26 protein-coding genes and 1 pseudogene are annotated in these 25,857 nt (G+C 63.7%); 12 read left to right on the top strand and 15 right to left on the bottom strand.

What is annotated here, in order from left to right; genetic code table 11:
* Window positions 1–1,198 precede the first annotated feature (1,198 nt).
* The 3 genes from FXV83_RS01665 to FXV83_RS01655 all read right to left on the bottom strand — a co-directional run bounded on the left by FXV83_RS01665 (window position 1,199) and on the right by FXV83_RS01655 (window position 3,157).
* Window positions 1,199–1,492 carry a hypothetical protein gene (locus FXV83_RS01665; RefSeq protein WP_148737130.1) on the bottom strand — a complete coding sequence of 98 codons (294 nt, stop codon included), beginning with the start codon at window positions 1,490–1,492 and terminating at the stop codon, window positions 1,199–1,201.
* A gap of 224 nt (window positions 1,493–1,716) precedes the next feature.
* Entirely contained in the window at window positions 1,717–2,445 is a 729-nt protein-coding gene (locus tag FXV83_RS01660; RefSeq protein ID WP_148737128.1) for an SDR family oxidoreductase, read from the bottom strand.
* Between the two features lie 25 nt (window positions 2,446–2,470).
* On the bottom strand, window positions 2,471–3,157 hold the full coding sequence (locus tag FXV83_RS01655; protein ID WP_148737126.1) for a DNA-3-methyladenine glycosylase I: 687 nt from the start codon (window positions 3,155–3,157) through the stop codon (window positions 2,471–2,473).
* 207 nt (window positions 3,158–3,364) lie between these two features.
* Between FXV83_RS01655 and FXV83_RS01650 the strand changes: the two genes are divergently transcribed.
* The gene (locus FXV83_RS01650; protein WP_148737124.1) at window positions 3,365–4,192 is read left to right on the top strand and encodes a metallophosphoesterase family protein; all 828 of its coding nucleotides are present in this window, start codon (window positions 3,365–3,367) and stop codon (window positions 4,190–4,192) included.
* Here FXV83_RS01650 and FXV83_RS01645 read toward each other — a convergent pair.
* The 4 genes from FXV83_RS01645 to FXV83_RS01630 all read right to left on the bottom strand — a co-directional run bounded on the left by FXV83_RS01645 (window position 4,131) and on the right by FXV83_RS01630 (window position 6,537).
* Window positions 4,131–4,616 carry a Crp/Fnr family transcriptional regulator gene (locus tag FXV83_RS01645; protein WP_148737122.1) on the bottom strand — a complete coding sequence of 162 codons (486 nt, stop codon included), beginning with the start codon at window positions 4,614–4,616 and terminating at the stop codon, window positions 4,131–4,133. The two genes, FXV83_RS01650 and FXV83_RS01645, sit on opposite strands and share 62 nt — an antisense overlap.
* Window positions 4,617–4,787: 171 nt before the next feature.
* Window positions 4,788–5,528 carry a di-trans,poly-cis-decaprenylcistransferase gene (locus tag FXV83_RS01640; RefSeq protein WP_148737120.1) on the bottom strand — a complete coding sequence of 247 codons (741 nt, stop codon included), beginning with the start codon at window positions 5,526–5,528 and terminating at the stop codon, window positions 4,788–4,790.
* A gap of 30 nt (window positions 5,529–5,558) precedes the next feature.
* Window positions 5,559–5,933, bottom strand: coding sequence for a winged helix-turn-helix domain-containing protein (locus tag FXV83_RS01635; RefSeq protein WP_148737118.1), 375 nt, complete (start codon window positions 5,931–5,933; stop codon window positions 5,559–5,561).
* On the bottom strand, window positions 5,920–6,537 hold the full coding sequence (locus FXV83_RS01630) for a hypothetical protein (protein ID WP_148737116.1): 618 nt from the start codon (window positions 6,535–6,537) through the stop codon (window positions 5,920–5,922). Before FXV83_RS01630 ends, FXV83_RS01635 begins: the two co-directional genes overlap by 14 nt.
* Window positions 6,538–6,736: 199 nt before the next feature.
* Between FXV83_RS01630 and FXV83_RS01625 the strand changes: the two genes are divergently transcribed.
* Window positions 6,737–7,987, top strand: coding sequence for a S1C family serine protease (locus FXV83_RS01625; protein ID WP_148737114.1), 1,251 nt, complete (start codon window positions 6,737–6,739; stop codon window positions 7,985–7,987).
* 96 nt (window positions 7,988–8,083) lie between these two features.
* Here the strand turns inward: FXV83_RS01625 and FXV83_RS01620 are convergent, their stop codons facing one another.
* The 4 genes from FXV83_RS01620 to FXV83_RS01605 all read right to left on the bottom strand — a co-directional run bounded on the left by FXV83_RS01620 (window position 8,084) and on the right by FXV83_RS01605 (window position 10,721).
* Entirely contained in the window at window positions 8,084–8,821 is a 738-nt protein-coding gene (locus FXV83_RS01620; protein ID WP_148737113.1) for a DUF899 domain-containing protein, read from the bottom strand.
* Between the two features lie 21 nt (window positions 8,822–8,842).
* Entirely contained in the window at window positions 8,843–9,187 is a 345-nt protein-coding gene (locus tag FXV83_RS01615) for an SRPBCC family protein (RefSeq protein WP_235939279.1), read from the bottom strand.
* The gene (locus FXV83_RS01610; RefSeq protein ID WP_148737111.1) at window positions 9,187–9,651 is read right to left on the bottom strand and encodes an ArsR/SmtB family transcription factor; all 465 of its coding nucleotides are present in this window, start codon (window positions 9,649–9,651) and stop codon (window positions 9,187–9,189) included. The genes FXV83_RS01615 and FXV83_RS01610 overlap by 1 nt, the downstream gene beginning before the upstream one ends.
* A 95-nt stretch (window positions 9,652–9,746) precedes the next feature.
* Window positions 9,747–10,721: a Bug family tripartite tricarboxylate transporter substrate binding protein gene (locus FXV83_RS01605; RefSeq protein ID WP_148737109.1), complete on the bottom strand. Its 975-nt coding sequence runs from the start codon at window positions 10,719–10,721 to the stop codon at window positions 9,747–9,749.
* 126 nt (window positions 10,722–10,847) lie between these two features.
* On the opposite strand from FXV83_RS01605, the gene FXV83_RS01600 reads away from it, so the two are divergent.
* A complete protein-coding gene (locus FXV83_RS01600) occupies window positions 10,848–11,258 on the top strand; it encodes a VOC family protein (protein ID WP_148737107.1) in 411 nt (136 codons plus the stop codon).
* Window positions 11,259–11,323: 65 nt separating this feature from the next.
* Here the strand turns inward: FXV83_RS01600 and FXV83_RS01595 are convergent, their stop codons facing one another.
* Complete coding sequence (locus FXV83_RS01595) at window positions 11,324–12,418, bottom strand: HD-GYP domain-containing protein (RefSeq protein WP_148737105.1); 1,095 nt, start codon at window positions 12,416–12,418, stop codon at window positions 11,324–11,326.
* 575 nt (window positions 12,419–12,993) lie between these two features.
* On the opposite strand from FXV83_RS01595, the pseudogene FXV83_RS43810 reads away from it, so the two are divergent.
* The 4 genes and pseudogenes from FXV83_RS43810 to FXV83_RS01575 form a co-directional block, all read left to right on the top strand.
* Window positions 12,994–13,077 (top strand): annotated as a pseudogene (locus FXV83_RS43810) (alpha/beta fold hydrolase); the annotation flags it as partial.
* A gap of 24 nt (window positions 13,078–13,101) precedes the next feature.
* Window positions 13,102–13,443 (top strand): hypothetical protein, encoded by a 342-nt coding sequence (locus FXV83_RS01585; protein WP_148737103.1) that lies wholly within the window; start codon window positions 13,102–13,104, stop codon window positions 13,441–13,443.
* Between the two features lie 196 nt (window positions 13,444–13,639).
* A complete protein-coding gene (locus tag FXV83_RS01580; RefSeq protein ID WP_148737101.1) occupies window positions 13,640–14,311 on the top strand; it encodes a dienelactone hydrolase family protein in 672 nt (223 codons plus the stop codon).
* A gap of 233 nt (window positions 14,312–14,544) precedes the next feature.
* Complete coding sequence (locus tag FXV83_RS01575) at window positions 14,545–15,024, top strand: hypothetical protein (RefSeq protein WP_148737099.1); 480 nt, start codon at window positions 14,545–14,547, stop codon at window positions 15,022–15,024.
* A 128-nt stretch (window positions 15,025–15,152) separates the two neighbouring features.
* Here the strand turns inward: FXV83_RS01575 and FXV83_RS01570 are convergent, their stop codons facing one another.
* From FXV83_RS01570 to FXV83_RS01560, 3 genes are all read right to left on the bottom strand, one after another.
* Complete coding sequence (locus tag FXV83_RS01570) at window positions 15,153–15,887, bottom strand: polysaccharide biosynthesis/export family protein (RefSeq protein ID WP_148737097.1); 735 nt, start codon at window positions 15,885–15,887, stop codon at window positions 15,153–15,155.
* 482 nt (window positions 15,888–16,369) lie between these two features.
* The gene (gene msrA / locus FXV83_RS01565; protein WP_148737095.1) at window positions 16,370–17,026 is read right to left on the bottom strand and encodes a peptide-methionine (S)-S-oxide reductase MsrA; all 657 of its coding nucleotides are present in this window, start codon (window positions 17,024–17,026) and stop codon (window positions 16,370–16,372) included.
* 177 nt (window positions 17,027–17,203) lie between these two features.
* Window positions 17,204–17,521 (bottom strand): hypothetical protein, encoded by a 318-nt coding sequence (locus FXV83_RS01560; RefSeq protein ID WP_148737093.1) that lies wholly within the window; start codon window positions 17,519–17,521, stop codon window positions 17,204–17,206.
* 385 nt (window positions 17,522–17,906) lie between these two features.
* Here FXV83_RS01560 and rpsT point away from each other — a divergent pair, with 385 nt between their 5' ends.
* The 5 genes from rpsT (at window position 17,907) to FXV83_RS01530 (ending at window position 25,848) form a co-directional block, all read left to right on the top strand.
* On the top strand, window positions 17,907–18,173 hold the full coding sequence (rpsT, locus tag FXV83_RS01555; protein WP_148737091.1) for a 30S ribosomal protein S20: 267 nt from the start codon (window positions 17,907–17,909) through the stop codon (window positions 18,171–18,173).
* Between the two features lie 1,269 nt (window positions 18,174–19,442).
* On the top strand, window positions 19,443–20,855 hold the full coding sequence (gene dnaA / locus FXV83_RS01545; RefSeq protein WP_148737089.1) for a chromosomal replication initiator protein DnaA: 1,413 nt from the start codon (window positions 19,443–19,445) through the stop codon (window positions 20,853–20,855).
* Window positions 20,856–21,118: 263 nt separating this feature from the next.
* Window positions 21,119–22,237 carry a DNA polymerase III subunit beta gene (gene dnaN, locus FXV83_RS01540; RefSeq protein ID WP_148737087.1) on the top strand — a complete coding sequence of 373 codons (1,119 nt, stop codon included), beginning with the start codon at window positions 21,119–21,121 and terminating at the stop codon, window positions 22,235–22,237.
* Window positions 22,238–22,439: 202 nt separating this feature from the next.
* Complete coding sequence (gene recF / locus FXV83_RS01535) at window positions 22,440–23,576, top strand: DNA replication/repair protein RecF (RefSeq protein ID WP_148737085.1); 1,137 nt, start codon at window positions 22,440–22,442, stop codon at window positions 23,574–23,576.
* A 121-nt stretch (window positions 23,577–23,697) separates the two neighbouring features.
* Window positions 23,698–25,848: a hypothetical protein gene (locus FXV83_RS01530; RefSeq protein WP_148737083.1), complete on the top strand. Its 2,151-nt coding sequence runs from the start codon at window positions 23,698–23,700 to the stop codon at window positions 25,846–25,848.
* The last annotated feature ends 9 nt before the right edge of the window (window positions 25,849–25,857 follow it).

Below are 25,857 nucleotides of genomic sequence, written 5' to 3'. Positions count from 1 at the left end.
CTCATACCGGTTACGTTCGAAAGATATCGTCGAGAGGTCAGTAAGGAACTTCGCCGGGCGGGAGCCGCGACCCCGGTCGCCACCCGGGGGGATTGGGCTTGCAACCCGTTGCCGTATGATGCCAGCCGCGATTGCAGCCGGTCTTATTTGCCTGGATACAACGATTTCTATTGCAGTCCGAACGACAGCTTAAGATCGCCGCGCCGGTGTAATGTCGGTCACAAACCATGTAACAAAATACGCAATCTCCGCCGGATCTTCCCTGAGCCGCGGCTGGCAATATCGGTGCAACTAAACAATTGACAAGCAACACGAGAAACACGAAAGCCTTGCTCTGACTCAATGCATACATCTCAAAAGCTCCGGATTGACCAGTGATCCACCCAGCGCATTCAGAGTGGTGCGTTCATATGCGGCTTCAGGCTTGTTCGATGCGGCCAACGGCTTTTTGACGCATTGGTCGCATGACAGTTGACAGGGCGATCACCCCAACCAAGCTTGCCCAGCCCAGGACAAGCTCGTGCTGAGCCCAAGACTGGTGATGGGATATGCCTATTCGCGCCCATCCGCTACTTCGTTGCCGAAGCTCGAGAAATATGAAGCCGCAGTGGATGACGATGATTGCAGGACGGTTCGATGCCGCACCCCTTGATGCCGGCTATAAGCTATTAGTCGCAATCCCACGATAACAGTTCATTCGATCCAGCCCATTTCGTGGCTGATCTCATTTGTCGGCGAGTCTGCAGTGCTTCGGCGCTCCGAGGTTAGCGCCAAACCGGCTCAGCCCGGAGCCTCACGTCGTGATCATCGTTCAGCAACTCAACGGCCGCTTTTAGCCTGCCCGTAGTCAGGGCATCCGGCATCGAGCCGTCTCCGACACTCGTTGCCGGCGCCGACGAAGTGATCGAATAGTCGGTCGTCGGCCTATCGCGTCGATATCGACATTGGTAGAGAGCCGCTATCGAAGGTCGCCGGACTGTCCTGAGAAACTCGGAAGACCGCTGCCCATGAGGCCCGATGAAAGACCACAGGCCATCGCAAGTCAGTCGGTCGGAGCGCATAACCGATCCATGGCACCATCGCGCTAGGCGAAACAATAGTGCCCATGTTCATTGGCCGTGTTCGTTGGCCGTGGCGCGCCACTTCCTCTGGCCGATTTCGCCACGACCAACCGCCCGCTTTGCGCGCCCTGGTGGCGTCAGTGCTTCATCTGCTCGAACACCACGATCACGCCGGTCGGCTCGGGCTCATGCGCCGTCAGGCGCGTCAGGTCCGAATCGGCCCAGTTGGCGAGACTGACAACTTCGCCGCTCTGACGGTCCGTCGCGGGCGATGGAGTGGGTTCGACAACCTTGAGTCCTGACTCATCGACGAAGAACGTGTGCTCGCCGAACATGCTGCTGAGCTGGGGCATGGCGGGATGCTCGTCGGGCAGCACCTGAGCGCCGAGTTGATTGACGGTCTGCTTGACCTGCGCGGATGTTAGCTTCATGGGCTGCTCCGTTTTTGTGATTTTCGGTTTCGTTGGCTTTTCGTTGGCTTGGGCCAGAGCAGGCGTTCCCTGCGTTTCTGTTCGCCTGGCTCAAACTCCCGAACGGATGCTGCGCACAATAGTTCCGCCGAAATGCATTTCGTGATGACGAATCGCGCCTGCCGCAGCTTCGGCGCGAGGTCGCCACACCATGCACATCATTTTGACGCTCCGGCGCCAGCGCGCTAGAGATCGAAATTGGTCGGCAGCACGACGACGTCGCGAATCGTCATGCTGCGCGGCCGCGTCAGCATGAACATCACGACGTCGGCCACTTCGCCGGCTTCCAGCAGGCTGCCGGAGTCCCGGGCCTCCTTCAGTTTTTCAGGCGGCCAGTCCGCGAGCAGCGCGGTGATGACGGGACCGGGCGACACCGAGCCGACGCGGATGCCGTGCTTGTAGACCTGACGCCGCACGGTCTGGACGAAGCAATTGATCGCCCATTTCGACGACGCATAGACCGGCTCCCACGGCGTTGGAAAATGGGCCGCCAGCGAGCTCGTCACGATGACGTCGCCGGTCCGGCGTTCGATCATGTGGGGCAGCACGTCGTGCACATTCTTCATCACGACGTTGATGTTCAGGTTCAGCATCCGGTCGATCGCAGTGCTGTCGGCATCGACGAGGTCGCCGCCGACATAGGCGCCCGCGTTGGCGTGCAGGATGTCGAGCTGGCCGGCGCTCTGCAAAACTCTCGGCAGCAGCGTGGCGCAGTCCGTGGGATCAAGGAGGTCGATGACGAGCGGGATCACGGCGTCGCCGTGCGCGCTGCAGAGCGCCTTCAATGCCGCGCCGTCGCGGTCCACCGTCACCACGCGTGCGCCGGCGGCCAGCATCGCCTTTGTGCTGGCCAGTCCGATGCCCGACGCAGCTCCCGTGACAACGGCAACCTTGCCTTCCAATTCACCTGCCATGAGCCTCTCTCCGTTACTCTCCTCGCTAGTCTTCCCGGTTCTCGCCAACCGACAGCGCGCAGATCCGCGACAAATGTGTGTAGGGCAGTCCGGTCTCCTCGGCCCAGGCGTTGAACTGCGCCTGCACTTGGGCGAGATCGCCCTTGGATTTGACCTCCTCGGCAAGGTCGAGGCCGGCCTCGCGCATGCAGGCAACGACGTCCTTCGACGTGACGAAGCCATCCCAGCCGACGAAGCGCAGCAGCATCTGGCCGGTATTGCCCCCGAGCCGGCTGCCGCGCTTGACGAGGAAGTCGAGCAGGCCAATCTCGTCGGACGATGGCCACTTCGCCAGAAACCTGCCGAAGCTGCCATGCTCCTTTGCGATGTCCTGTACAAAGGCGGCGTTGTCACGCACCGACATGATCTTGGCGCCGTTGCGCACGATGCGCGCGTCGCGCAGCAGGCCCTCCCAAAAGTCCTCGGGCTGGAAGGTGAGCCTGGCCGGCTCAAAGCGCAGGAAGGCGTCCTCGAAACCGTCCCATTTTGCGTCGATCACGCTCCAGGCAAAGCCTGCGCAAAAGACCCGCCTGGTCATCTCGGCCAGGATGCGATCGTCGCCGAGCCTGGCCAGCCGCTTCAAATCGGGCTTTGCCGGCATCAGCTTTTCGAGTGCCTTGGGCCCGCCCTTGCGCTTCTCGGCGCGGGCGCGAATGGTCTTGAAGGAGATCATGCGATCACCGCGTGGGGATGCGCCACGACATCAGAATTCGATGATCCGGTCCAGCCCTGCGGCGTCAGGCACTTGCGTGTCCGACCACGCGGGAGCATGCTTGCCTGATCGGATTGACGTCAAGGAGCGGCCATGCTGGTCTGCTTCTTGCTTAGTGCATTTTGTAATTTCCAGATATTTTTCAATCTCTCGCTCACGGATTTTCCAATGCGCTGCCTGGTCGTTGCCGACCTGCATTACTCGCTGCCGCAATTCGACTGGCTGGTCAGCGCGGCGCCGCAATTCGACCTCGTGATTTTCGCCGGCGATGCGCTCGACATCGGCTCGATGGTGGATTTTCGCGCGCAGATCGTGGTGGTGAAAAAATACCTTGCACTGCTCGCCGCCCGGACGCGGGTCATCCTCTGCTCCGGCAATCACGATCTCGACGAGCGCAATACGGAAGGCGAGAAGATCTCGCGCTGGATCTCGGAGGTGCGAGAGCTCGGGATCGCCTGCGACGGCGACAGCCTCACCATAGGGGATACACTATTCACGGTCTGCCCGTGGTGGGACGGTCCGTTGGTCAAGCAGCGTCTCACCGACCAGCTTCGCGATGCCTCCCTCAACCGGCCGCAGCGATGGATCTGGGTGCATCACGCGCCGCCGGCGGATTCGCCGACGAGCTGGGGCGGCAAGCGCTTCTTCGGCGATGTCGAGCTGGTGCAGTGGATCATGCAGTACCAGCCGTCGCTGGTGATCTCGGGCCATGTGCATCAATCGCCCTTCATCAAGGACGGCTCGTGGTTCGACCGGCTGGGGCCAACCTGGGTCGTCAATGCCGGCCTGCAACCCGGCCGGCCGCCGACCCATATCGTGCTGGATCTCGAGGCGGAGCAAGCATTCTGGCTGGCGGCGGGCGAAGCGCAGTGGATCGATCTCGGCGCGCCGCTGAAGCGACCCGCTTTGCCGGTCGCGGCTGCGCCGGACTGGCTTACATCCTTGGATCGGATTGTCGATCCGAGCCTGGCGAGACCTCAAGCGGCGGCAGGTTGATCATGCTCTGAAGAACCTCGCCGACCATCGCCAGATGCGTGCCGTGGCCGGCATATTGCCGCTTGAGATCGGCGAGATAGGTGTTGGCGACATTAAGCCGCTGCGCCAGCAGGCGCGCGATCAGCAGCGCAACCTCAGGCTCGCGCTTGAGGACCGAGGCGGCATCCTCGAACTCGTAGACGACCGAGTCGGAGCAGGCCCGCACCGTCGCCGTGTGCGGCTGTCCCAACAGTACCGACATCTCACCGAGCACCGCGCCGGGCTCCGTGACAATTGCGACCACCATCTCGCCCTTGAGCACTTCGAGCTTGCCTTGCATCAGCACATAGAGGTGACCGGTGGTACCACCCTCGGTGATGATGAACGTGCCGGCCGTGACCCGACGTTCCGTTCCGCCGGTGCAATAGTCCAGAACTGCGCGCATCTTGCGAAAAACTCCCGTCGCGAACGGCCACTAGAGCACGATCCGCGGTAACGTGCAGCGGTTTTCGAGCCTGCCGCACGCTTGCTCAAGTTTTCGGCACATCGACGAAAAGGCGCCTGTTGCAGCCAGCCGCGCATTTCAGCGCTCGTTCGCGCCTCTCGCTGCCAGGCATCACACCCGTGAGAGCGACGGCACCTCCTCCGGGACGATCGCCTGCAGGCCGCCGAAACGACGCTCTCGGCCATGGAATGAAGCGAGCGCCTCGGCGAGATCGCTCGCATCGAATTCGGGCCACATCCGCTCGGTGAAGTGCAGCTCGGCATAGGCGCCTTCCCACAAGAGGAAGTCCGACAGCCGTTTTTCGCCGCTGGTGCGGATGATGAGGTCGACGTCGCGCAGGCCGGCCTCGCCGGTGACGAGCTGCGAGAAGGCCTCGCGGGTAAGGCTGGTGAGCGCCGCCGCTTTCGCCGCGGCATTGAGGATGGCATCGCGCGCGGAATAGTCGACTGCGATGCGCAGATGAAGCGTGCTGCCGTGAGCGGTGGCGGCTTCGGCGCGCGCGATGGCGGCGGCGATGCCGTCAGGCAGACGGTCGCGGCGGCCGATCACCGTGAGGCGCACGCCGTTCTTCACCAGGCTCTGCACCTCGCTCGCGAGATAGAACCGCAGCAGCGTCATCAACGCGGCGACCTCAGCCTTGGGCCGGCGCCAATTGTCGGTGGAAAAGGCGTAGAGCGTCAGCGTGCCGACGCCCTGCTTGGGTGCGATCTCGACGACGCGGCGGATCGCCTCGACGCCGGCCTCATGGCCGCGCGCGCGCGACAGGCCGCGGCGTGTCGCCCATCGGCCGTTGCCGTCCATGATGATACCGACATGAAGCTTCTCGTTCTGGCACGTGACGTCACTTTGCATTGCAAAGTCTCCGGTCAAAAAGGGGGACGATCAGGTCGAGAGCATGCCGAGGCGACCGAGCGGCGGCGCCTCGCGGCCGGCGGCCTTGGCAGCGTCGCGCACCAGGCGCTCGAGCACGGCGAGATAGTCGAGGAAGCGGCGGCGGCCGGCCTTGGTCAGGCGGCAGGTGGTGTGCGGACGGTTGCCCTCATAGCCCTTGGTCACCTCGACGAGGCCGGCATCCTGGAGCACGGCGAGATGCCGGCTGAGATTGCCGTCGGTCAGGCCGCAGAGCTGCTTGAGATCGGCGAACGCCAGCCCTTTCGGATGCGCCATCAGCGAGGTCAGAAGCCCGAGCCTCGCCTTCTCGTGAATGACGCGGTCGAGCCCCTGATAGGAAAACGGCGCGCTGTCAGTCTTCGACATCGTTGTCTCCGGACGCGAAATACAAAATGGCGGCCATCACCGACTGGCCGATCACGAAGGGCAGGCCCATGGTCCATGGCGACAGCGTATGGGTCGCGCTTGCCAGCACCACAACCGCAAAGCCCGAAATGAAATACCAGGCGCCGGCAAGCGCGACCGTGCGCGGCAGCGAGCGAACGGAAGCGAAAATGCCGAGCGACACCAGGATCTGCCACAGCCCAGGCAGGAGCCACAGCGTCTCGGCCGCGAACTTCCACATCACCACGGCAAGCAGGACGCCGGCGACGCCGGCGGGGAGGAACTGTTCGACCGCCTGGTGGATCATGGCATCGGCGAGACCGGAATGATGGCGACGCGAACGCGCGCGCATCTCGATCCCGATGATCAGGCCGGAAAGTGCGGCGGCGATGAACCAGCCGAGAAAGAAGCCGAGCGGCTCGCTGGTGGGATCGCCGAGCAGCCAAAATTGCAGCAGCGAGGTGACGAGCGCGATCGCGCCGGTTGCAGCCATTGTCGCCGGGCCGTAGCCGCGGAACGCGGTTCCGGCCGCGATCTGGCTTCGGATCGCCACGATGTCGGCCAGTGCCTTGTCGAGATCACGCATTGGCAACACCAAGCCCCGCTCCGCCCATGCTTTCAGGATCGCCCACCCTGTTACTTTGTACTGCAAAGTATATCGGATTGCAAAGTAAAGGCAAGACCGAGAGTTGCCCTGACGGGATCGAGCCTGAACGAACAACTGCCGGTTGCGCGCCGCGTCCTCCCACGGATAAGATGGACCCCAAAGCGTCCCGGGGGGTGGTATGTGGCTTAAATCATTTGTCGTTGCGGCTCTGTTGCATGTGAGCGTCGTCGGAGTAGCGAACGCGGCGGGGCCGTTCGGCTCGGTCAATATCGGCAATTGGATCGGCGGCGCCTTCAGTAATGATGAAACCGGCGCTTTCTCCCATTGTGCGGCGACGACGCCCTACGCGAACGGAGTCATCCTCGTCGTGGGCTACAATGCTGCCGGCACGTGGTCGCTGGCCTTTGCGAGCCCCGGCTACCGTTTCAACAAGGGCGAGAACGCGGCGATCGACGTCATCTTTGACGGACAGGAGCAGGCCAGGCTGTTTGCGACCGCCTATCAGCCGAACATGCTCACGGCCATCATGCCGGCCAACGTCGTGCGAACCTTTCAAAAGGCAAGCCTGATGGTCGCGACGGCCGGCCGCACCGTCCTGAATTTCGATCTGACCTCGACCGGGCCCGTGATCGCGGCATTGACCAATTGCGTCGCCAAAGTGAAAGCCGATGGCCTGAGCAAGGCCGGCGATTTCACCAAAGTGGCGGCGAAGCCCGCAGCGTCCGGTGACAAGCCAGGCACGCCGCCCGCGGCCAAGCCGGGACGAACCGGAACCTTCACCGGTACGGGCTTTGTGGTCAGCCCCCACGGACATATCGTCACCAATCATCATGTGATCGACGGCTGCGTCGGGGATATCAAGGGTAATCTCGCCGGTGACGCCGCAATGGTGCTGCGGGTCGTCTCCAGCGATGCGACCAATGATCTAGCACTACTGCAAGCGCCGACGACTGCGACATTCAAGGATTTTGCAAGAATCCGTGATCGCTCGATGCATTCGGGTGATTCAGTCGTGGCGATCGGCTATCCGCTCCACGGAATGCTCACTTCCGACCTGACCGTGACCACCGGCATCGTGAGTTCGCTCAGCGGCATCCGCAATCACACTGGACGCCTCCAAATCAGCGCCGCGATCCAGGCAGGCAACAGCGGCGGCCCCTTGTTCGATATGTCCGGTCAGGTGGCGGGCGTCGTCGTGTCCAAGCTCAACGCACTCAGGATGATCAGGGAGACCGGTCAGTTGACCGAAAACGTCAACTTCGCCATCAAGACGGGCGCGCTGCGCGACTTCTTGGATAATTCCGTCGTGCCCTACCAGACCGCAGCGCCGAAGATCGAGTTGAAGGCCACCGACATTGCCGCCAACGCGCGGCCCTACACGATGCTGATCTCGTGCAACGGGACCGAGCAAGCGGACGCGAAGCGTTAAGGCGGGCTGCGCAACAAGTCCCGTCATCCTTCCAGGCCTCCGCTACGCTCGGGCACTTCAGGATGACGGTGATGGATTGCTCACGCCAACATCAGCTCACCCGTGGCAGCACGACGCCTTCGTCACCTGCGGTTCGTACTCGTCCCGCAGGCGGACCCAATCCATCGGATAGGGCAGTCCTTCCTCGTGACGGCCGAGCGGCGTCAGGTCGAGGTATTGATAGGCGGCGTTCATCATGTCGAGGCCGCGGGCGAAGCATGAGTAGGTGTGGAAGACCTCGCCGGCCTCGTTGCGGTAGAACACGCTGATGCCGGGCAGCTCGGGACCATAGATGCGCGTGGTGCCGAAATTGTACATCGGCTTGCCGGTGGCGATTTGCTCAGGCGAGAACGTCACGCCATAATCCTGGTTGAAACTGTTGCTCCCTGAGGAGACCCAGTCGAAGCTCCAGCCCATCCGCTTCTTGAAGGCTTCGAGCTTGGCGACCGGCGCGAGCGACACCGCGGCCATGGTGGTGTCGCGCGCGGCCAGATGCGGCACCATGCGCTCAAAACCATCGGCCCAGAACGAGCAGCTCTTGCAGGCCGCGTCCCAATCGGGCGCGAACATCACGTGCTGGACGACGAGCTGAGGGCGCCCCTTAAAGAGATCGCCGAGCGTCACCTTGCCGTTCGGCCCGTCAAAGACGTAATCCTTGTCGACCTTGACCCATGGCAATGCGCGGCGCTCCTCGGCGAGGCGCTCGCGCGCTTGTGTCAACTCCTTCTCGTGGACCAGATGAGCCTTGCGGGCTGCGATCCATTGCTCGCGCGAGACGATCTGATGTTGTTGCATGATATCCTCCTTTGACAGGGATCAGGCGACGAAGGCGTCGAGCTTGTCGAAGAACGAGGTCCAGCCGCGCTGGTGGTTGTCGCGCGCGGTCTCGTCGAAGAACTGGGCGTGATGGAACACCATCAGCGTGCCGGCGGCCTCGGGCTTCAGCGTGATCGTCACCAGCGACTCGCGTTCTGGTGTCGAATGCCAGGCCCAAGTGAAGACCAGCCGCTCGTTCGGGACCACCTCGCGATAGGCCCCGCGGGCTTCAAAATATTCGCCGTCATCGCGCGTGAAGCTGATCCGGTAGCGGCCGCCGGTGCGGACATCCAGCTCAGCATTGAGCGTGGCCGGCTTCATGTTCGGCGGGCCGAACCATTGCATCAGTTGCTCGGCTTGCGTCCAGGCGGCGTAGACTTTTTCCGGCCGCGCACGGAGCCGGCGCGTGAGCGTGAGGCTTGGACGCTCGGTTGGACGTTCGTTGGCGCGGGGGTCGGCATTGACGGCGGCGTCGGCCATGAGTCTTCCTCCACAAAAGCGGCAAGGCGATCGAGATTGTCCGACCAGAACTGCGCGTAGCGATTGAGCCAGTTCATCGCCTGCTCCATCGGCTGCGCGGTAAGCCGGCAGGAGACCGTACGCCCGGTCTTCTCGCGCACGACCAGACCTGCATCGGTGAGCACGTCGAGATGCTTGATGATCGCCGGCAGCGAGATCGGAAACGGCGCGGCCAGTTCGCTCACGGACAGGCTGCCCCCTCCGCCGAGGCGCGCGAGCAGCGCGCGCCTCGTCGGATCGGATAGCGCCGCGAAAGTCCGGTCCAGGATCTCGTCTTGATACTTAACCATATGGTTTAGTATAGGCTCGAACGGAAGCGCGTCAAGCCTCTCAAGAAAAAAGCCCTGCCATACGGCAGGGCTCCATCCCAACGATCACAAGATCGCTACTCGACCTTCAGGCCGGCGAAGTCGACGACCTTCTTCCACTTCTCGGTCTCGGCTTTGATCTCCTCACCGAACGCCTCGGGCGTCTGCACCCGCGGCTCGCCGCCAAGCTCGACCAGGCGCTTGGTCATGTCCGGCTCCTTCATGAGCGTGTTGATCTCATTGTTGAGCTTGGCGATGATCTCCTTCGGCGTGTTCTTCGGTGCGCTCATGCCGAACAGCGCGCTGGCCTCGTAGCCCTTCACGGTCTCGTCGACCGTCGGCACGTCGGGCAGTTGCGCCGAGCGCTGCGTGGTGGTGACAGCGAGCGCGCGCAGACTGCCGGAACGGATGTGCTGGATGATCGAGGGCATGTTGTCGAAGATCACCTGCACCTGGCCGCCGAGCATGTCCGTGATCGCGGGCGCGGCACCGCGATAGGGCACGTGCTGCATCTTGCAGCCGGTCATCGCCATGAACATCTCGCCGGACAGATGCACCGAGGTGCCGTTGCCCGACGAGGCCATGTTCACCTTGCCGGGATTGGACTTCACGTACTCGATGAACTCGGCGACGGTCTTGGCCGGCACGTCCTTGTTCACGGTCATCACGTTTGGCACGCGCTGGAACGAGGCCACCGGCGCGATGTCGCGCACGAAGTTGAACTTGAGGTTGGTGTAGAGCGAAGCGTTGATGTAGTTGGCCGGATTGACCAGCTGCAGCGTGTAACCGTCAGGCTCGGCATTGATGACGGATTCGGTGGCAATATTGTTGCCGGCGCCGGGTTTGTTTTCGATGATGAATTGCTGGCCGAGCCGTTCCGACAGCCGCTGGCCGATCAACCGCGCCAGGATGTCGGTGGCTCCGCCCGGCGGATAGCCGACCACCCATTTAACCGGCCGGGCCGGGTAATCGGCGGCAAAGGCCTTCGACAGCGGAGTGGCTGCAAGCGGACTGGCGGCGAGCAGGCCCAGCGCGGTACGGCGAGTGATCATCTCAAGGGTTCTCCCACGTGTTGTTCTTCAAAGCCGGATGTCTTGAAAGTGGCGTGAGCGGCGTTGTAACAAAGCCCGGAGCACGCGGAAAGTGCGCAACGCACATCGCGACGAAAGGATTAAGGCATGCCGGTCAAGGTTCAGGCCCTCGATCACCTCGTCATCAACGTCGCCGATGTTGCAGCTACCGCCGAGTGGTATCGCAAGATCCTCGGCATGGAAGTCAAGGTGTTCGACCCCGGCGGCGGCAAAGCGCCGCGGACTTCGCTGCAATTCGGTAACCAGAAGATCAACGTCCGGCCGCGCGACACCGACAAGGTTGAATGGTTCACCGCGGACCATCCGGCCGCCGGCAGCGAGGATCTGTGCTTCCTCACCTCCGCGACACCCGAAGAGGTCGTGGCGCATTTACAGGCCAACGGGGTCGCGATCGAGGAGGGTCCCGGACCCAGGCAAGGCGCTCGCGGCACGTTGCGCTCGGTCTACTGCCGGGATCCCGACGGCAGCCTGATCGAGATTTCGTCGTACGAGGATTGACGGATCCATTTGCTCGCTCCGCCAAGATGCTGGAGCGGACGAATCGCTTCACCGGCCGTGGACCGTCAGAACGATCCCAGCGCCACCGGGCGGAACGCCTGCAGCAGTTGCTGATCGAGCTTGCCGCCCATGCCCTCCATCATCGTGAAGGCGCGGGAGTGGGTGAAGGGCATGCGGTAGGCGCGCTTTTCCACCAATGCGGCGTAGATGTCGACGATGGTGGTAAGGCGGACGATATCGCTGATCTGGTTCGACGACAGGCCGTTGGGATAGCCGCTGCCGTCGAGGAATTCATGGTGGTGCAGCACCACGTCCAGCATCTCGGGCGGGAAGCCGCCTTGCGCTGCGAGCGCGTCATAGCCGCGGCGCGGATGCTGGCGGACCTCATCCATCTCCTCGTCGGTGAGCTTGCCCGGCTTGTCCAGCAGCGCGGACGGGACGAAGGCCTTGCCGACGTCGTGCAGCAGGGCGGCGCGGGTCAACCGGCGCTGATCGTCCTCGCGCATGCCGAGATGCTGCGCGAAGGAGACCGCAAATCCAGTGACGAACAGGCAGTGCCGATAGCTGCCGACATGGTGGCAGCCGACGGTGGTGAGCCACTCGCGCAGCGAGGAGTGCTTGATCGCCTTCAGGATCTTGCTCTCGGCGGCGATGATATCGTCGAAGGTCAGGGGCACGCCGAGCGGCAGCTTCTCGAACATCTTCCTCAGCACCGCATGCGCCGCCTCGACGCCGCGGTTGAGCGTCTTGCCGCGATCGGTCGCGTCATAGCTGGCGGTGTCGGGAAACGCGGCGCGGATGCGCTGCAAAATCGCCTCTGGCTGAAGCGGCCGCGAGATCGTATCGGTGGCGCCAAGCGCCCAGGCCTGCATAGTGCCGTGATGTAGCGCGTCGGCGAGCACGAACAGCCGCGGCATCGCACGATAGGCGTCGCCGCGCAATTTGTTGCGCACCCGCTGCACGCTCTCGGACGAGCGCAGGTTGATGTCGACCACGAGGCCGGAGAGACCGCGCGCGGGCTGCTCGGGGATCTCCTGGGTCGTCACCGTGGAGACGTCACCCACCGCCTTCAGGATGCTGGCGAGCTCGCTGCTCTCGTCGCTCCGGTCGGAGGCGAGCAGAAGCCGGCGTTTGGCGGTTGGTTTGGCTGAGGCGTTCATGGCTTCCCCAAGAGCAACAAAAGTGCACGGGACTGTGATCGCATCAGCCTAAGCCCGATCAGGTTCTCCGGCCCTTAAGAGGCGTGCTCAATGGAGGCCTGCGGAGATCCGTACAATTTTAGGAATTGGCCAGCCCCTGCGCCCCTGACCAAAAAGTCGAAAAACAACCCCATGCACAGTAGACGGACCGTTGATGATAAAGGGAGTTTTCGAACACCAAAGCGTCGTCATGGCCGGGCTTGTCCCGGCCATCCACGCCTTGACCTGCGGCACCAAGAACGTGGATGCCCGAGCCTTCGCCTCGCCGAAGCGGCTTCGGCCGCGCAGGCGGGACAAGCCCAGGGATGACGACTGCCTCAAAACCAAAAAATCCGCCGGAGGTTGCCCTCCGGCGGACCAGGTAACCCGGCGCGGTAGAAGTGAGGTGAAGTTAGCTACCAGTCGTCCCTTCTCCCCTTGTGGGAGAAGGTGGCATAGAGGGCCTTCGGCCGCCGTTCTTAAGGACGCCGAAGCGAAGCTTCGGCTATGGCCCGGATGAGGGGTATCTATCCGCGAATTCAATAGCAGTTGGACTCGCGGCCGGACACGCCGTCAACATCGATCAGCCGCAGGCTTTTGTTGACGCGGTGCGGCCTTTCCTGAAGAACTTGCCGGCATAGGCCGGTCAGACGGGAACGCAGACGATGAAGCAGGCGATGTTGGCCGCGATCATGATTGCGGGATTACTCTCGGCGTCGGCGCGCGCCGAACCGTTCGGTGCGCCGCCGCCGGGCCTGCCATTCGTCGCGACATCGTCAAACACTACGCCACTGGCATTCGGAATGGATGCCGGGCAGACCGCGCGTGCCCTGGGCCAGCCGTTGCAATACGTGCGCGGGCGTGCCGGCAACGAGATCTATCTCGCCCTGCGCAACATCGGCGGCAGCGGCTTGATCCCCTCTCGCCACCGCCTGTTCCTGCAGTTCCGTCACGGACGGCTGGCAGGATGGAAGGAGGATTACGGCGAGAACTGGATGTGGGAGTGACGCATAACTCTCACCCTCATGGTGAGGAGGCGCGCAAGCGCCGTCTCCGGACGATGCTTGCATCGCCGGGCGAACCACGAAGGCCCTCGCGGCCGCCTCTCGGCCTCCATCCTTCGAGACGCGCAAGGGCGCGCTCCTCAGGATGAGGGGTGAGAGTGTAACTCGTGATGGACGATCAACAAGAAGGACAACCCGCGTGGGACAAGACATCAAACTAACCGCCTCCGACAATTTCCAATTCGGCGCCTATCGCGGCGATCCGGCAGGCAGCCCGAAGGGCGCGGTGGTGGTGATCCAGGAGATCTTTGGGGTCAATCATCACATCCGCTCGGTCTGCGACCGCCTCGCCGAGGAGGGCTATGTCGCGATCGCGCCGTCGATCTTCGATCGCACCGTGCCCAACTTCCAGTCGGGCTACTCGCCCGATGAGGTTGCCGAGGCGCGCAAATTCGTCGCCAATCCGGATTGGACGGCGATGCTGCGCGACACCCAGGCGGCGATCGATGCGGTGGCGAATGTCGGTCCCGTCGGCATCATCGGCTTTTGCCTCGGCGGCAGCGTGGCCTTCGTCGCGGCGACGCGATTGTCGGGCCTGAAAGCGGCAATCGGGTATTACGGCGGCGCGGTCGTGCGCTTTGCGGACGAGACGCCCAGGGTGCCGGTGCAACTGCATTTCGGCGAGAAGGACGCAGGCATTCCGCTGACCGACGTCGAGATCATCAAGGCAAAGCGACCGGACGTGGAGGTCTTCGTCTATCCCGGCGCCCAGCACGGCTTCCATTGCGACGAGCGCGCGAGCTACGACAAGACCAGCGCCGACATCGCCTGGCCGCGCAGCATGGGATTTTTCGCCAAGCATTTGAAATAGCGCGCGCGGCCCTCCCCACTGTCATTCCGGGATGCGCCGACGGGCGCAGGCCCGGAATCCATTGTGCGTCAGTGTTGGTGGAAGAATGGATTCTCTGATGCGCAAGTGCGCATCAAAGTTCGCGCTCTGCGCGCCCCGGAATGACGGGGAGAGGTTGGCAGGAATCGGGTGGGCATTGCGTGATCCCTGACGATAGAGCTGGCCAATCAAGCCAGCTCACGCCGGAGAACAACATGCAGCAGGCCGTCACGCACCTCGTCATCCGCAACCCCTTTGGAACCATGGACGTTCCCGAGCCCGGCGATTCCGAAGTCATGGACTATGCCGCGACCGCCACGCTTGCCGGCGATGCGGCCGACGACAATGCGGCACAGTGGGCGTCCTTTCCCATGCCCGATCCGCTCGACGGCACCTGGGCAAGCCGCTGGAACGGCGGCGCCGATCCGACCATCGCCGGCGACACGCCTGAGACATGGAAACAGGGCCGCGCCGAGATCCGCGCCGTCGGCGAGCGGGTCTATCTGCGCTTTGACTGGGACAATGGCCGCCGGCACGGACTGATCGATGCCGCACGCGACGGCGCGCATCGGCTGGTCGGCAAGTACATCAACCTGACCACGCCCGCGATCAGGCGTCCATGGGTCGGACTCGTGGTCGATGCCACGCGCATTGACGGCCGCTTTCCGAACGGACGGCTGGATTTTCGGCGGTGAGGCGCGGCGCGACGTGCCCCTCTCATCGTCGTCATTCCGGGATGCGCCGACAGGCGCAGGCTGTGATGCGCAATTGCGCATCATAGCACGCGCTACGCGCGCCCCGGAATGACGAAAGGAGAGAATTGTTAAAACCAGCGCTCGCCGACGAACACGGTGTCGCCGGGGTTGAGGGGGGTGCCGAGCGGCACCATGGCGCGCATGGAGCCGCCGGCTTCGGTGTGCGTGATGGTGACCACGTCGCGCTTGGCGCGCGGCGAAAAGCCGCCGGCGATGGCGACCGCGCTCTCGACCGTCATGTTCGGCACGTATGGATATTGCCCGGGCGCGGACACTTCGCCGAGAATGAAGAACGGGCGATAGGCCTCGATCTCGACCGCCACCGAGGGCTCGCGGATATAGCCATTGCGCAGGCGCGCGCCGATTTCGCCGGCGAGACCCGCCGTGGTGCGGCCGCGCGCCGGCACGGCGCCGATCAAGGGCATGGTGATCGAGCCGCCGGCATCGATCGCATAGTTGTTGGTGAGACCTTCCTGGCCATAGACCACGACGCGCAGCTTGTCGCCGGCGTCAAGATGGTAGGAGGCATCGTAGCGGACCGGTGCTGCCATCGGCGCGGCGTAGCCGACCGGCATGGGTGCTGGAGCCGACGCAAAGGAATTGCGCAACGCGCCGATGGCACCGCCACTGTCGGCAACGACAGCCGGCTGCGGCGCGCCGTAGGGCTGGCCATAAACCATCGAGTCGAGATCGGCGCGCGGCTGGGCGATCGCGACCGGACCGGCGGTCTGCATGCAGCCGCCAAGGGCAAGCGCGGCGGACGCTGCCAAGATCGACAATCGAAACGCGCGCACAACCCGCACCAGAGCCATCCCTCGAAACGAGACAGCGTTAGTGATGCACCGGGTATGGTTAATAAAGCGTTGAGGGGGGTGAGGCGGGACAGTGGACGCGGCGTGCGCAGTGTGCTCCCTCTCCCGCAAGCGGCAGGGCAATCGCATATGAAAAAGAAGCCGGCGTGCGGTTTGCTTGTGGCCGATCCTTCGAGATGCCCGCCTTGGGGCGGGCCCTCAGGATGAGGTCTTGTTTCGCGGCGAATTCTTGGACCCTCATAGTGAGGAGCCCGCCAAAGCGGACGTCTCGAACCATGCAGGCCGAGCACTTTCATGGCCCCCAAGTGCCATATGCGATTGCCCTCCCGCTTGAGGGAGAGGGTGCTTCCGCAATCGACAATCCCGATGCCGAGCGAGCCCTCACCCGCCACGCTCGGGACGATGCTTCGCATCGCCCGGGGCGCGTCGACCTCTCCCGCAAGCGGGAGAGGTGCACCGAATTCGTCGCTAGCTTACGCGCTCACGCCGGCGCCGATCGGGCAGGACACGCCGGTGCCCCCTAGGCCGCAATAACCGGCGGGATTTTTTGCCAGATATTGCTGGTGGTAGTCCTCGGCGAAGTAGAACTCGCCGACAGGCGCGATCTCGGTCGTGATGGCGCCGAGGCCCTTGGCGGCGAGCGCTTTCTGATACAGCGCCTTCGACTCCTCGGCCGCTTTCTCCTGCGCACCCGAGTAAGTGTAGATCGCGCTGCGGTACTGCGTGCCGACGTCGTTGCCCTGCCGCATGCCTTGCGTCGGATTGTGGCTCTCCCAGAACGCCTTCAGCAGGCGCTCGTACGAAATCTTCTTTGGATCGAACACGACCAGCACCACTTCGGTGTGGCCGGTGCGACCCGAACAGGTCTCTTCATAGGTCGGGTTCGGCGTGTGACCGCCGGCATAGCCGACCGCAGTGACGTGGATACCCTCGCCGAGCTCCCAGAACTTGCGCTCGGCACCCCAGAAGCAGCCGAGTCCGAACACGGCCTGCTCGAGGCCGGCGGGATAAGGCGGCTTCAGCTTGGCGCCGTTGACGAAATGGGTGGTGGCGGTCGGTAGAGGCTGCGCGCGGCCCGGCAGCGCCTCGGCTGCGCTCGGCAGTGCGGTGGTCTTGCGCATGAACAGCATGGTCGGATCTCCGAGACGAGCCGTGTGTCGCCCAAATCAATCTCCTGACAAGTCAATCTTCCGACAAGTCAATCTCCTGAGCCAACGCGCTCAGGCGGCGAGCTCGCGATAGAGTTGGAATATAGGCATTTACGCAGCGATAGGCAGCTCCGTTACGCCGCGGCATCGCGCGAAAGCTCAATCCCGGGAATAGCCGATCAAAGGCCTGCGCGGCCGGAAGAGGATCATCAAGAGGATGCCGAGGATGCCGAGGACGGCGAAAACCGGCTGATCCAGCACTAGGCGGATCACGGAGGTCCAGAGCCAGGGCGCCTTGGCCTCGACCCAGGTCCGGAACGCCGCTTGGCTGGCCTGGTGGATGTCGTTCCAGAACTGGCCGAACCGGGTGAACCGTAGGGTCTGGTCGGCCACCCAGCGGGCGCCGTCATAGACCATGAATATGAAACCGCCGGCGAGCAGCAACAGCCCAATCAGTCGAAAAAAGCCGCGGATCATGCCTCACCTTATATGGTCGTCCGATCGGACGACCCTCAGAACGCTGCCAGCCAATAGCCCCAAGACGGCAGAAATTCAACCTCATCAGGGCGTTAAGGCCACAGCTGGCGCGCCAAAGGGCCGGTTTTCCGGGCCTGGAAAGCGTTGACGGTGCCGCGGCCCCCCTCTATAAGGGCGCCAACTGGCGGCGGGCGCAATCCTGCCGCCGCTGTTCTTTGAGCATTTGCAGGCTCCTCGAGCCTCGGAGATCGCCGCAAGGTTGTCGCTCATGTTCCGGGAATGGCCTTGAACCGAACACCCTAAATCCGAGCGTCGATTTCGCGGTCAAGCAGCCGGCGCCACCCGATCAAGACGCGACCGGTACCCGCAGAGGACATTTGAGACCATGGCCAACACCACTTCCGCCAAGAAGGCGACACGCAAGATTGCCCGCCGCACTGCCGTCAACAAGTCGCGCCGCACCCAGATGCGCGGCGCCGTGCGCACTGTCGAGGAAGCCATCAAGACCGGCGATCGCGCCGCCGCCGTGACGGCGCTGGCGAATGCAGAGCCCGCTCTGATGCGCGCCGCGCAGCGCAACATCATTCACAAGAACAATGCCAGCCGCAAAGTCTCGCGGCTCACCGCGCAAATCGCCAAGCTCGCCAAGTAACGAGCTCGCCAAGCAAAACAGGCAAGGAAGCTGGCCAAGTCATCGATCGATCTGATCGATGATCGCAACCATCAATCAGCCCGGCATCTCGCCGGGCTTTTTTGTTGCCTGTCATAATCGCGCCTGCGGTCGTTCGGCGCCCGCTCGGGATGGTCGACGAGCTGCGCTCCGTAATTTTACCTGCCGGCGATTTTGCAAGACTGGAAACGCAAGACTGGAAACGGCGAGTGCGCTGCGAAAAACCCTTGCGAGGCGGGCTCAAGTTGAATTCGCGCGCGCCCGAGCTCTGCGCACCGTAGTTTACCGGAACGGGTATCGCGGTGGAGTTACCCTGCGAAACGAGACTCAAAAAACGGTGCTTCGATAATCACTTATCCACATAGTGACGACAAGCATTTGGAAAATGAGCCGGCGCGGCACTCGCGTGAAGGTTTTGTAAAATATTTTTGGTCGGCGTTCGAGAAATGTCACACATCGCGTTTCGTCTTCGATTCTGTGCGCTGATTCAAAACGTTGCTCTCAAGCCTGTGAACAACTCGCGCGCGGCGTTAACGCAGATCAAGTTTTTTGATGCCTCAAGTGTGAATCAATTTCGTTGCGAGTCTTTCCGCATAGTGTATTCCTTAAGTCGTTCGCGGCGCCCACGATCTTGAGACCAGCGCGGTTTTGGAAAACGGGGCGAGCGTGCAAATCGGCGGCGATGTGCACGTTGGCGGCGCTTAATCAAGCGATGGTCGGTTCGAAACCCATAGCGATATGGGAACGGTAGTTCTTTGTCTGAACGTTTCCAAGCGGGATCTTAAGGGTCTCGTTCGCGCCGAGCGCAAATGAGAGACGGTTGAAGCTACCCGACACGCACGATGGCGAAGCCAGGCGAACGACTTGTACAGAGGGCAGGACAGTCGCGGCTTTTGACGGGGTTGTCTTCAGGACACGCAGGACCTTGCCGTGAGCAATCACGGCAGGACGGGGAGGTATCATGTCTTACGGACTCAACGCGGTATTGAAACAGGTTTTCCTTTGCAGCGACGCCGTCCTAGATCCGTCCGACCTTCAGCCTCCCGCGTGTAACAGAGCGCCGAGTACGCGCTGACCTCGCGACCCCTCCATCTCTGACATCATCGATCGGGCGCGGCGTTCTCGCCGAACGGTCGAGCCATGCCTGAGGATGGAATCGCTTGAGGTCTCGCCATTCTAGGGGTCCTGGCAGGAACCCTGCATGGCGCCCACCACCACGCAACCTTATCTCTCAAGAAAAGTTTTCAAACGATGACAACACCGGAACAGGATCGCTGGTCACGCGTGAAGGGTCGGCTGCGCTCGAGCGTTGGCGAAGACGTCTACACGAGCTGGTTTGCGCGCATGGATTTGGAAGGCGTGCAGGAAGAAAGCGTGCGGCTCTCGGTCCCGACCCGCTTCCTGAAGAGCTGGATCCAGGCCCATTACGCCGAGCGCGTGCTGTCGTGCTGGCAGGCCGAAATGCCGGAAGTGCATCGCATCGATCTCACCGTGCGCACCGCGGTGCGCCCGATCGCGCCGCCGAAGGAAGCGCCCGCGCCGGTCGAGATGCGCCGCGCGCCGACATCCGAGCTGCGCTCGACCGCGACCGTGCCGGTCTCCGCCAATCATGATGCGCTTGGCGGCTCGCCGCTCGATCCGCGCCTGACCTTCGCAAGCTTCGTCGTCGGCCGCTCCAACACGCTGGCCCATGCGGCAGCGCGCCAGGTCGCGGAAGGTCGCAGAGGCGATCCGGTGATGTTCAACCCGCTCTACATCCATGCCGGGGTCGGGCTGGGCAAGACGCATCTGCTCCAGGCGGTGACCTGGGCCGGCAATTCCGGCAACGAGCGCAAGGTGCTTTATCTCACGGCCGAAAAGTTCATGTACGGCTTCGTCGCCGCGCTGAAGACGCAGACGGCCCTCGCCTTCAAGGAGGCGCTGCGCGGCATCGACGTGCTGGTGATCGACGATCTGCAGTTCCTGCAGGGCAAGTCGACCCAGGCCGAATTCTGTCACACGCTGAACGCGCTGATCGATGCCGGCCGCCAGGTCGTGATCGCGGCCGACCGTCCGCCGTCCGACCTCGAAAGCCTCGATGACCGCGTGCGCTCGCGGCTGGCCGGCGGCCTCGTGGTCGAGATGGGCTCGCTCGGCGAAGAATTGCGGCACGGCATCCTCAAGTCGCGCGTCGCAGCCGCGCGCGCCCATCATGCAACGTTCGAGGTGCCGGAGGAGGTGCTGACCTATCTGGCCCGCGCCATCACCCACAACGGCAGGGATCTCGAAGGTGCGATCAACCGTCTGCTTGCGCACTCGAAACTCAATAACCGGCCGGTGACGCTGGAGATGGCGGAGCACGAGGTGCGCGACCTGATCCGGCCGCAGGAGCCGAAGCGGATCAAGATCGAGGACATCCAGCGCGTGGTCGCGCGGCAGTATAATGTCAGCCGCTCCGACCTCTTGTCCTCGCGCCGGACCGCCAACGTGGTGCGCCCGCGCCAGGTGGCGATGTACCTCGCCAAGACGCTGACCCTGCGCTCGCTGCCGGAGATCGGCCGCCGCTTCGGCGGACGCGACCACACCACGGTGCTGCACGCCGTGCGCAAGATCGAGGCCCTGGTCAGCAAGGACACGGCACTGTCGGAAGAGGTTGAATCGCTCAAGCGCCAGCTTCAGGAATAAACGCCTAGGCTCACCTTTCCCCGTTCGACCGCCGCCCCGGCCACGCCGGGGCGGCGGCGGCGTTTTTGCCTGTAAATCGTGGGGGAACTGCCTCCCAATCCCTTGAAACCCAAGGCTATCCGCGCCACCTTGCGCGACCCTGACGGCTTTGGTCATATCGGCTGGGTGATCCGGCTTTTCGGGGTCTTCGGTGCCGCGGCGCGCTTTTCGGCCGTCCGGCTTTTTCAACGTTGTGTTTCCTTGGGGATCGGGCGAGTAGTGCAATGAAGGTTACGGTCGAACGCGCGCAACTCCTGAAATCGCTGGGCCATGTCCACCGCGTGGTCGAGCGCCGCAACACGATTCCGATCCTCGGCAACGTCCTGGTCCGCGCCGAGAACGCCAAACTGTCGCTGAAGGCGACCGACCTCGATCTCGAGGTGACGGAAACGCTCGCGGCCGAGACTGCGACCGCCGGCTCCACGACCGTGCCGGCGCACATGTTCTACGACATCGTGCGCAAGCTGCCGGACGGCTCGCAGATCGTGCTGGAGGCCGACGGCGACCGCGCCGTGCTGGCGATCCGCGCCGGCCGCTCGCGCTTCACGCTGCAGACCCTGCCGGAGAATGATTTTCCGGATCTGGCCGCCGGCGACATGTCGCATTCGTTCTCGCTCGCCGCCAAGGACGTCAAGCGGCTGATCGACCGCACCCAGTTCGCGATCTCGACCGAGGAGACGCGCTACTATCTCAACGGCATCTATCTGCACGCCGCCGGCACCGCGAAGGCCGCCACCTTGCGCGGCGTCGCCACCGACGGCCACCGTCTCGCCCAGCTCGACCTGGTCCAGCCCAAGGGCGCCGACGGCATGCCCGGCGTCATCGTCCCGCGCAAGACGGTCGGCGAGGTGCAACGGCTGATCGAGGACAACGAGGCCGAGGTCACGATCGAGCTGTCGCAGGCGAAGATCCGCTTCACCATCGGCAATGTGGTGCTGACCTCGAAGCTGATCGACGGCACCTTCCCCGATTATGGCCGCGTCATTCCGCAGAACAACGACAAGGAACTGGTGGTCGACAAGAAGGACTTCGAGAACGCGGTCGACCGCGTCTCGACCATCTCCAGCGAGCGCGGCCGCGCCGTGAAGCTCTCGCTGTCGCCGGGCAAGCTGGTGCTGTCGGTGACCAATCCGGATTCCGGCAGCGCGACAGAGGAGATCGAGGTCGAATACGCCTCCGACGCGCTCGATATCGGCTTCAACTCGCGCTATCTGCTCGACATCGCTTCCCAGATCGAAGGTGAGGTCGCAACACTGAGGCTCGCCGACCCCGGCTCGCCGACCTTGGTGCAAGACCGCGACGACAAGAGCGCGTTGTACGTGCTGATGCCGATGCGGGTGTGAGTTTCAATCGGCCCTCAAAGGTGTAGGGTGGGCAAAGGCACGCTCTTCGCGTGCCGTGCCCACCACCTCTCGGCGATCTCGGCCATTGCATGGTGGGCACGCTTTCGCCTTCGCTCTTCGAGCTGCGGCGGAAGCTTTGCCCACCCTACTGCTGACCCCACAAGGGGGAGGGTAAGCGCAGCCCGGCAATGACAAAAACAATATGACCCCTTCCCGCATTCATCGCCTGACGTTGACGCATTTTCGCAATTATCGGGCGGCGGGGCTCGAGACGGCGGCTGACATGGTGGCGCTGGTCGGGCCCAACGGGGCGGGCAAGACCAATTGCATCGAGGCGATCTCGTTTCTGTCGCCGGGCCGCGGCTTGCGCCGCGCGACGCTGGACGACGTTGCCGACAACCAGGGCGACGGCTCCTGGGCGGTGTCCGCGCAGGTCGAGGGCGCGCTGGGCCTTGCCACGCTCGGCACCGGCATTGACGCCCCGCTGCCCGATGGCGCGGTCAGCCGGCGCTGCCGCATCGACCGCGAGCCGGTCAATTCGGCCAGCAGCTTCGGCGACCACATCCGTATGGTCTGGCTGACGCCGGCGATGGACGGGCTGTTCATGGGCGCAGGCTCCGAGCGGCGGCGCTTCTTCGACCGCCTTGTGCTCGCCATCGACAGCGACCACTCCAGCCGCATCTCGGCGCTCGAACGCTCGTTGCGCTCGCGCAACCGCCTGCTCGAGACCCGCAACTATGACGACCATTGGTGTGACGCGATCGAGCGCGAAACCGCCGAGCTTGCGGTCGCGGTGGCGGCCACGCGCGGCCAGACCGCCGCACGGCTGACGGGCATGCTGAACATGCGCGCGCAGGCCTCCGCCTTCCCGTCGGCTCAGATCGCGCTCGACGGCTGGATGGAGAACGCGCTGCTCACGGAGACCGCGACCGCGGTCGAGGACCGTTACCGCCAGATCCTGCGCGACAACCGTCCGCGCGACGCCATTGCCGGCCGCACCACCGACGGCCCGCATCTCACCGACCTGCAGGTGATCTATGCGCCGAAAGGTATGCCGGCGCGCGATGCCTCGACCGGCGAGCAAAAGGCGCTGCTGATCGGCCTTGTGCTGGCGCATGCGAGCCTGGTGGCCGAGATGACCGGCATCGTGCCGCTGCTGCTGCTCGACGAAGTCGTCGCCCATCTCGATCCGAACCGGCGTACAGCGCTGTTCGAGGAGTTGCGCAAGCTCGGCGCGCAGGTGTGGCTGACCGGCGCGGATCCCGCTGCCTTCGCCGAGATCAGCGCCGGGGGCGACGTTTTCGACGTCGAGAACGGACGGGTGTCGGCCCGGCGCTAGCTGCCCCTGTTGAACCTCTCCGGTTCCTGCCGCGACTAGTTGTCTGAGGCCGCGCCGACGGTGTCGCAGCCTGCAGTCGCGCGTGGAATGAAGACCGGCGCGAAATCCAGGAGTTTTGGCGATGTCGATGATCAAGCGCGGGGCCCAGGTCCCGGCACGCTGGCGGCTGCTTGCCTGCAGCCTTCTGTTCATGGCGAGCGCTTCGCTTCCCGCGCGCGCTGACGACGGCATCGTCGACGTGCACGCCCTGCCGCAGCTCGAGGGCGCGGTTGAGGACACATCGCACCCGGATCGCTACCGCGTGGAATATCGCGTGCCGACGCCACAGGTGGTGACATTGCCCGCCGTGCGAAAGCTCCTGAGTGCCGACGGCTGGGTGCCCTATGTGATGCCGCTGGAGGAAAAAAGCACCACGCTGAAATTCAAGAAGGGGCGGCAGGGACTTTCGGTTCATTTCACCCAAGCACTCGGCCGGCCCGACCAGTCCGTGGTCTATTACACGACCGACCGGATCTATTCGAACGTGCCGTTCCCCGAGGGCGCAAGCGACATCGTGTTCGATGGCACAAGGCCCTATCTGGGCTGCGTCGCGCCAACCGCGCCCGATACAACATCGGATTTCTACACCAGCCAGATGGCGGCGATCGGCTGGCGGAAGCTGACACCCGAGACGGCCGCCCCCTGGACGACGACCGGTCTGGACGAGACCGTTCCGAATGGCCAGCGCGCGTTCTTCGACCATCCCGACGGCGACGTCACCGGCTTCTACAAGCAGAAGCCGGTCATGCTGACGCTGACGCGCCGCGACGACGGCAGGACCAATGTCGACATCAGGATCGCGCCCTTCGCTCTCCCCGCCGATCTCAGGGCAGACAGCGACCTCGCCGGCCTGCCGCGGCCGAGTCCAACCAAGACGGCCATGGGTAAGGGCAGCGCCAGCTCCGACAAGCGCGAGATGTCGGCCGCCGTAATGGCCGAGCTGCCCGCGGTGCTCGCCTTCTATCGTCGCGAGCTCGCTGCGCGCGGATGGCAGGAGAATGGCAACGCGACGGTTGCCACGGACGACGAAATGGCGATCAAGGTCTCCTCGGCCGAGGAAAGCGGCGTGCTGCGGCTCGGCCGCAAATATGATTTCACCATTGTCAGCATGGCCACGCAGTTGACGGAAGCGGCGCTGGCGGCGCGGATCAAGGCGAAGAAGGAAGCCGACGAAAGATTCTTCAAGGATGCGGAGACGGCCGCCAAGCAGGTCATCGCCGCCGACGAAATCCGCCGCAAGACGCAGGCCGCAACACTGTCCGACGCGCCGCTGAACGCGCTCGCTGACAGCAAAACGCCTGTGCCGCTCCCCGAAACGGCCGAGGGCGTGAAATTCGCGGGCGACGACGGCCAGCTCGAATTCTCGTCCAGCTCAAGCGTGAAAGCGCTCACCGCCTTCTATCGCGCCTCGCTGAAGTCCGCGGGCTGGAAGGAGCAACCATCAGTCATCAACCAGCCCAACATGGCGATGATGGAGTTCTCGAAAGCCGGCAAGGCGGTCTCGATGACCGTGATGCAGATGGGCCCGAAGGTGAATGTCCGCGCCGACGGCTCCGGCCTCATGGTGGCCGCAGCCAAGCCTGCGGCCGAGGCACAGGCCAAATCCGCGGAGCCGCTCAAGCCCGATTCCGAATCTCAACTGCCGGTACCGACGCAGCGTTCATCGACCTCGCTTGCCGCTACAAAGCTGCCGGGCAGCGAGGCCCCATTCCGCCGCGAGTTGGAAGCCAGCATCCCTGCCCCGCTTGGCGACGTCCTGGCCTTCTACCGATCCGAACTTGGAAAGCTCGGCTGGGAGGAAAAGGCCAACGGTGCGACCGTGTCCGCAGAACGCGCGCAGATCGACTTCACCTCGCCGCAGGGCCCCGCCGTGCTCAAGCTCGGCCGCGCCGGGGGCGAGACCACGGTCAATCTGGCGCAGAAGAATCCGGATGCCGCGACCAGGGCCGACATCATGCCGAAGCCCGGACAGGCCAGGCTGATGCTCGGCAATGTGGGGCAAAAGGAAGCTGCGCTGACGATCAACAAGCAGACCATCAAGATCGCAGCCGGTGCTGGCAGCCCGCAATCGCCGAAAGGCCCGATGCTCGACCTGCCGCCCGGCAAGTACCAATATGCGCTGCGCGTGGCCGGGCATCCCGCCCGCAATGAGACCCTCACCGTGGCCGCCGGCGATACCTGGGGCCTCATGGTGGGGCCGAGCGGCGATGTCCTGCCGCTGCAGATGTACTGAGCGCGGGTC

Origin of the sequence: Bradyrhizobium hipponense (assembly GCF_008123965.1) — a bacterium.
Taxonomy (GTDB): Bacteria; Pseudomonadota; Alphaproteobacteria; order Rhizobiales; family Xanthobacteraceae; genus Bradyrhizobium; species Bradyrhizobium hipponense.
This window is presented reverse-complemented; position numbering and strand designations above follow the sequence as displayed.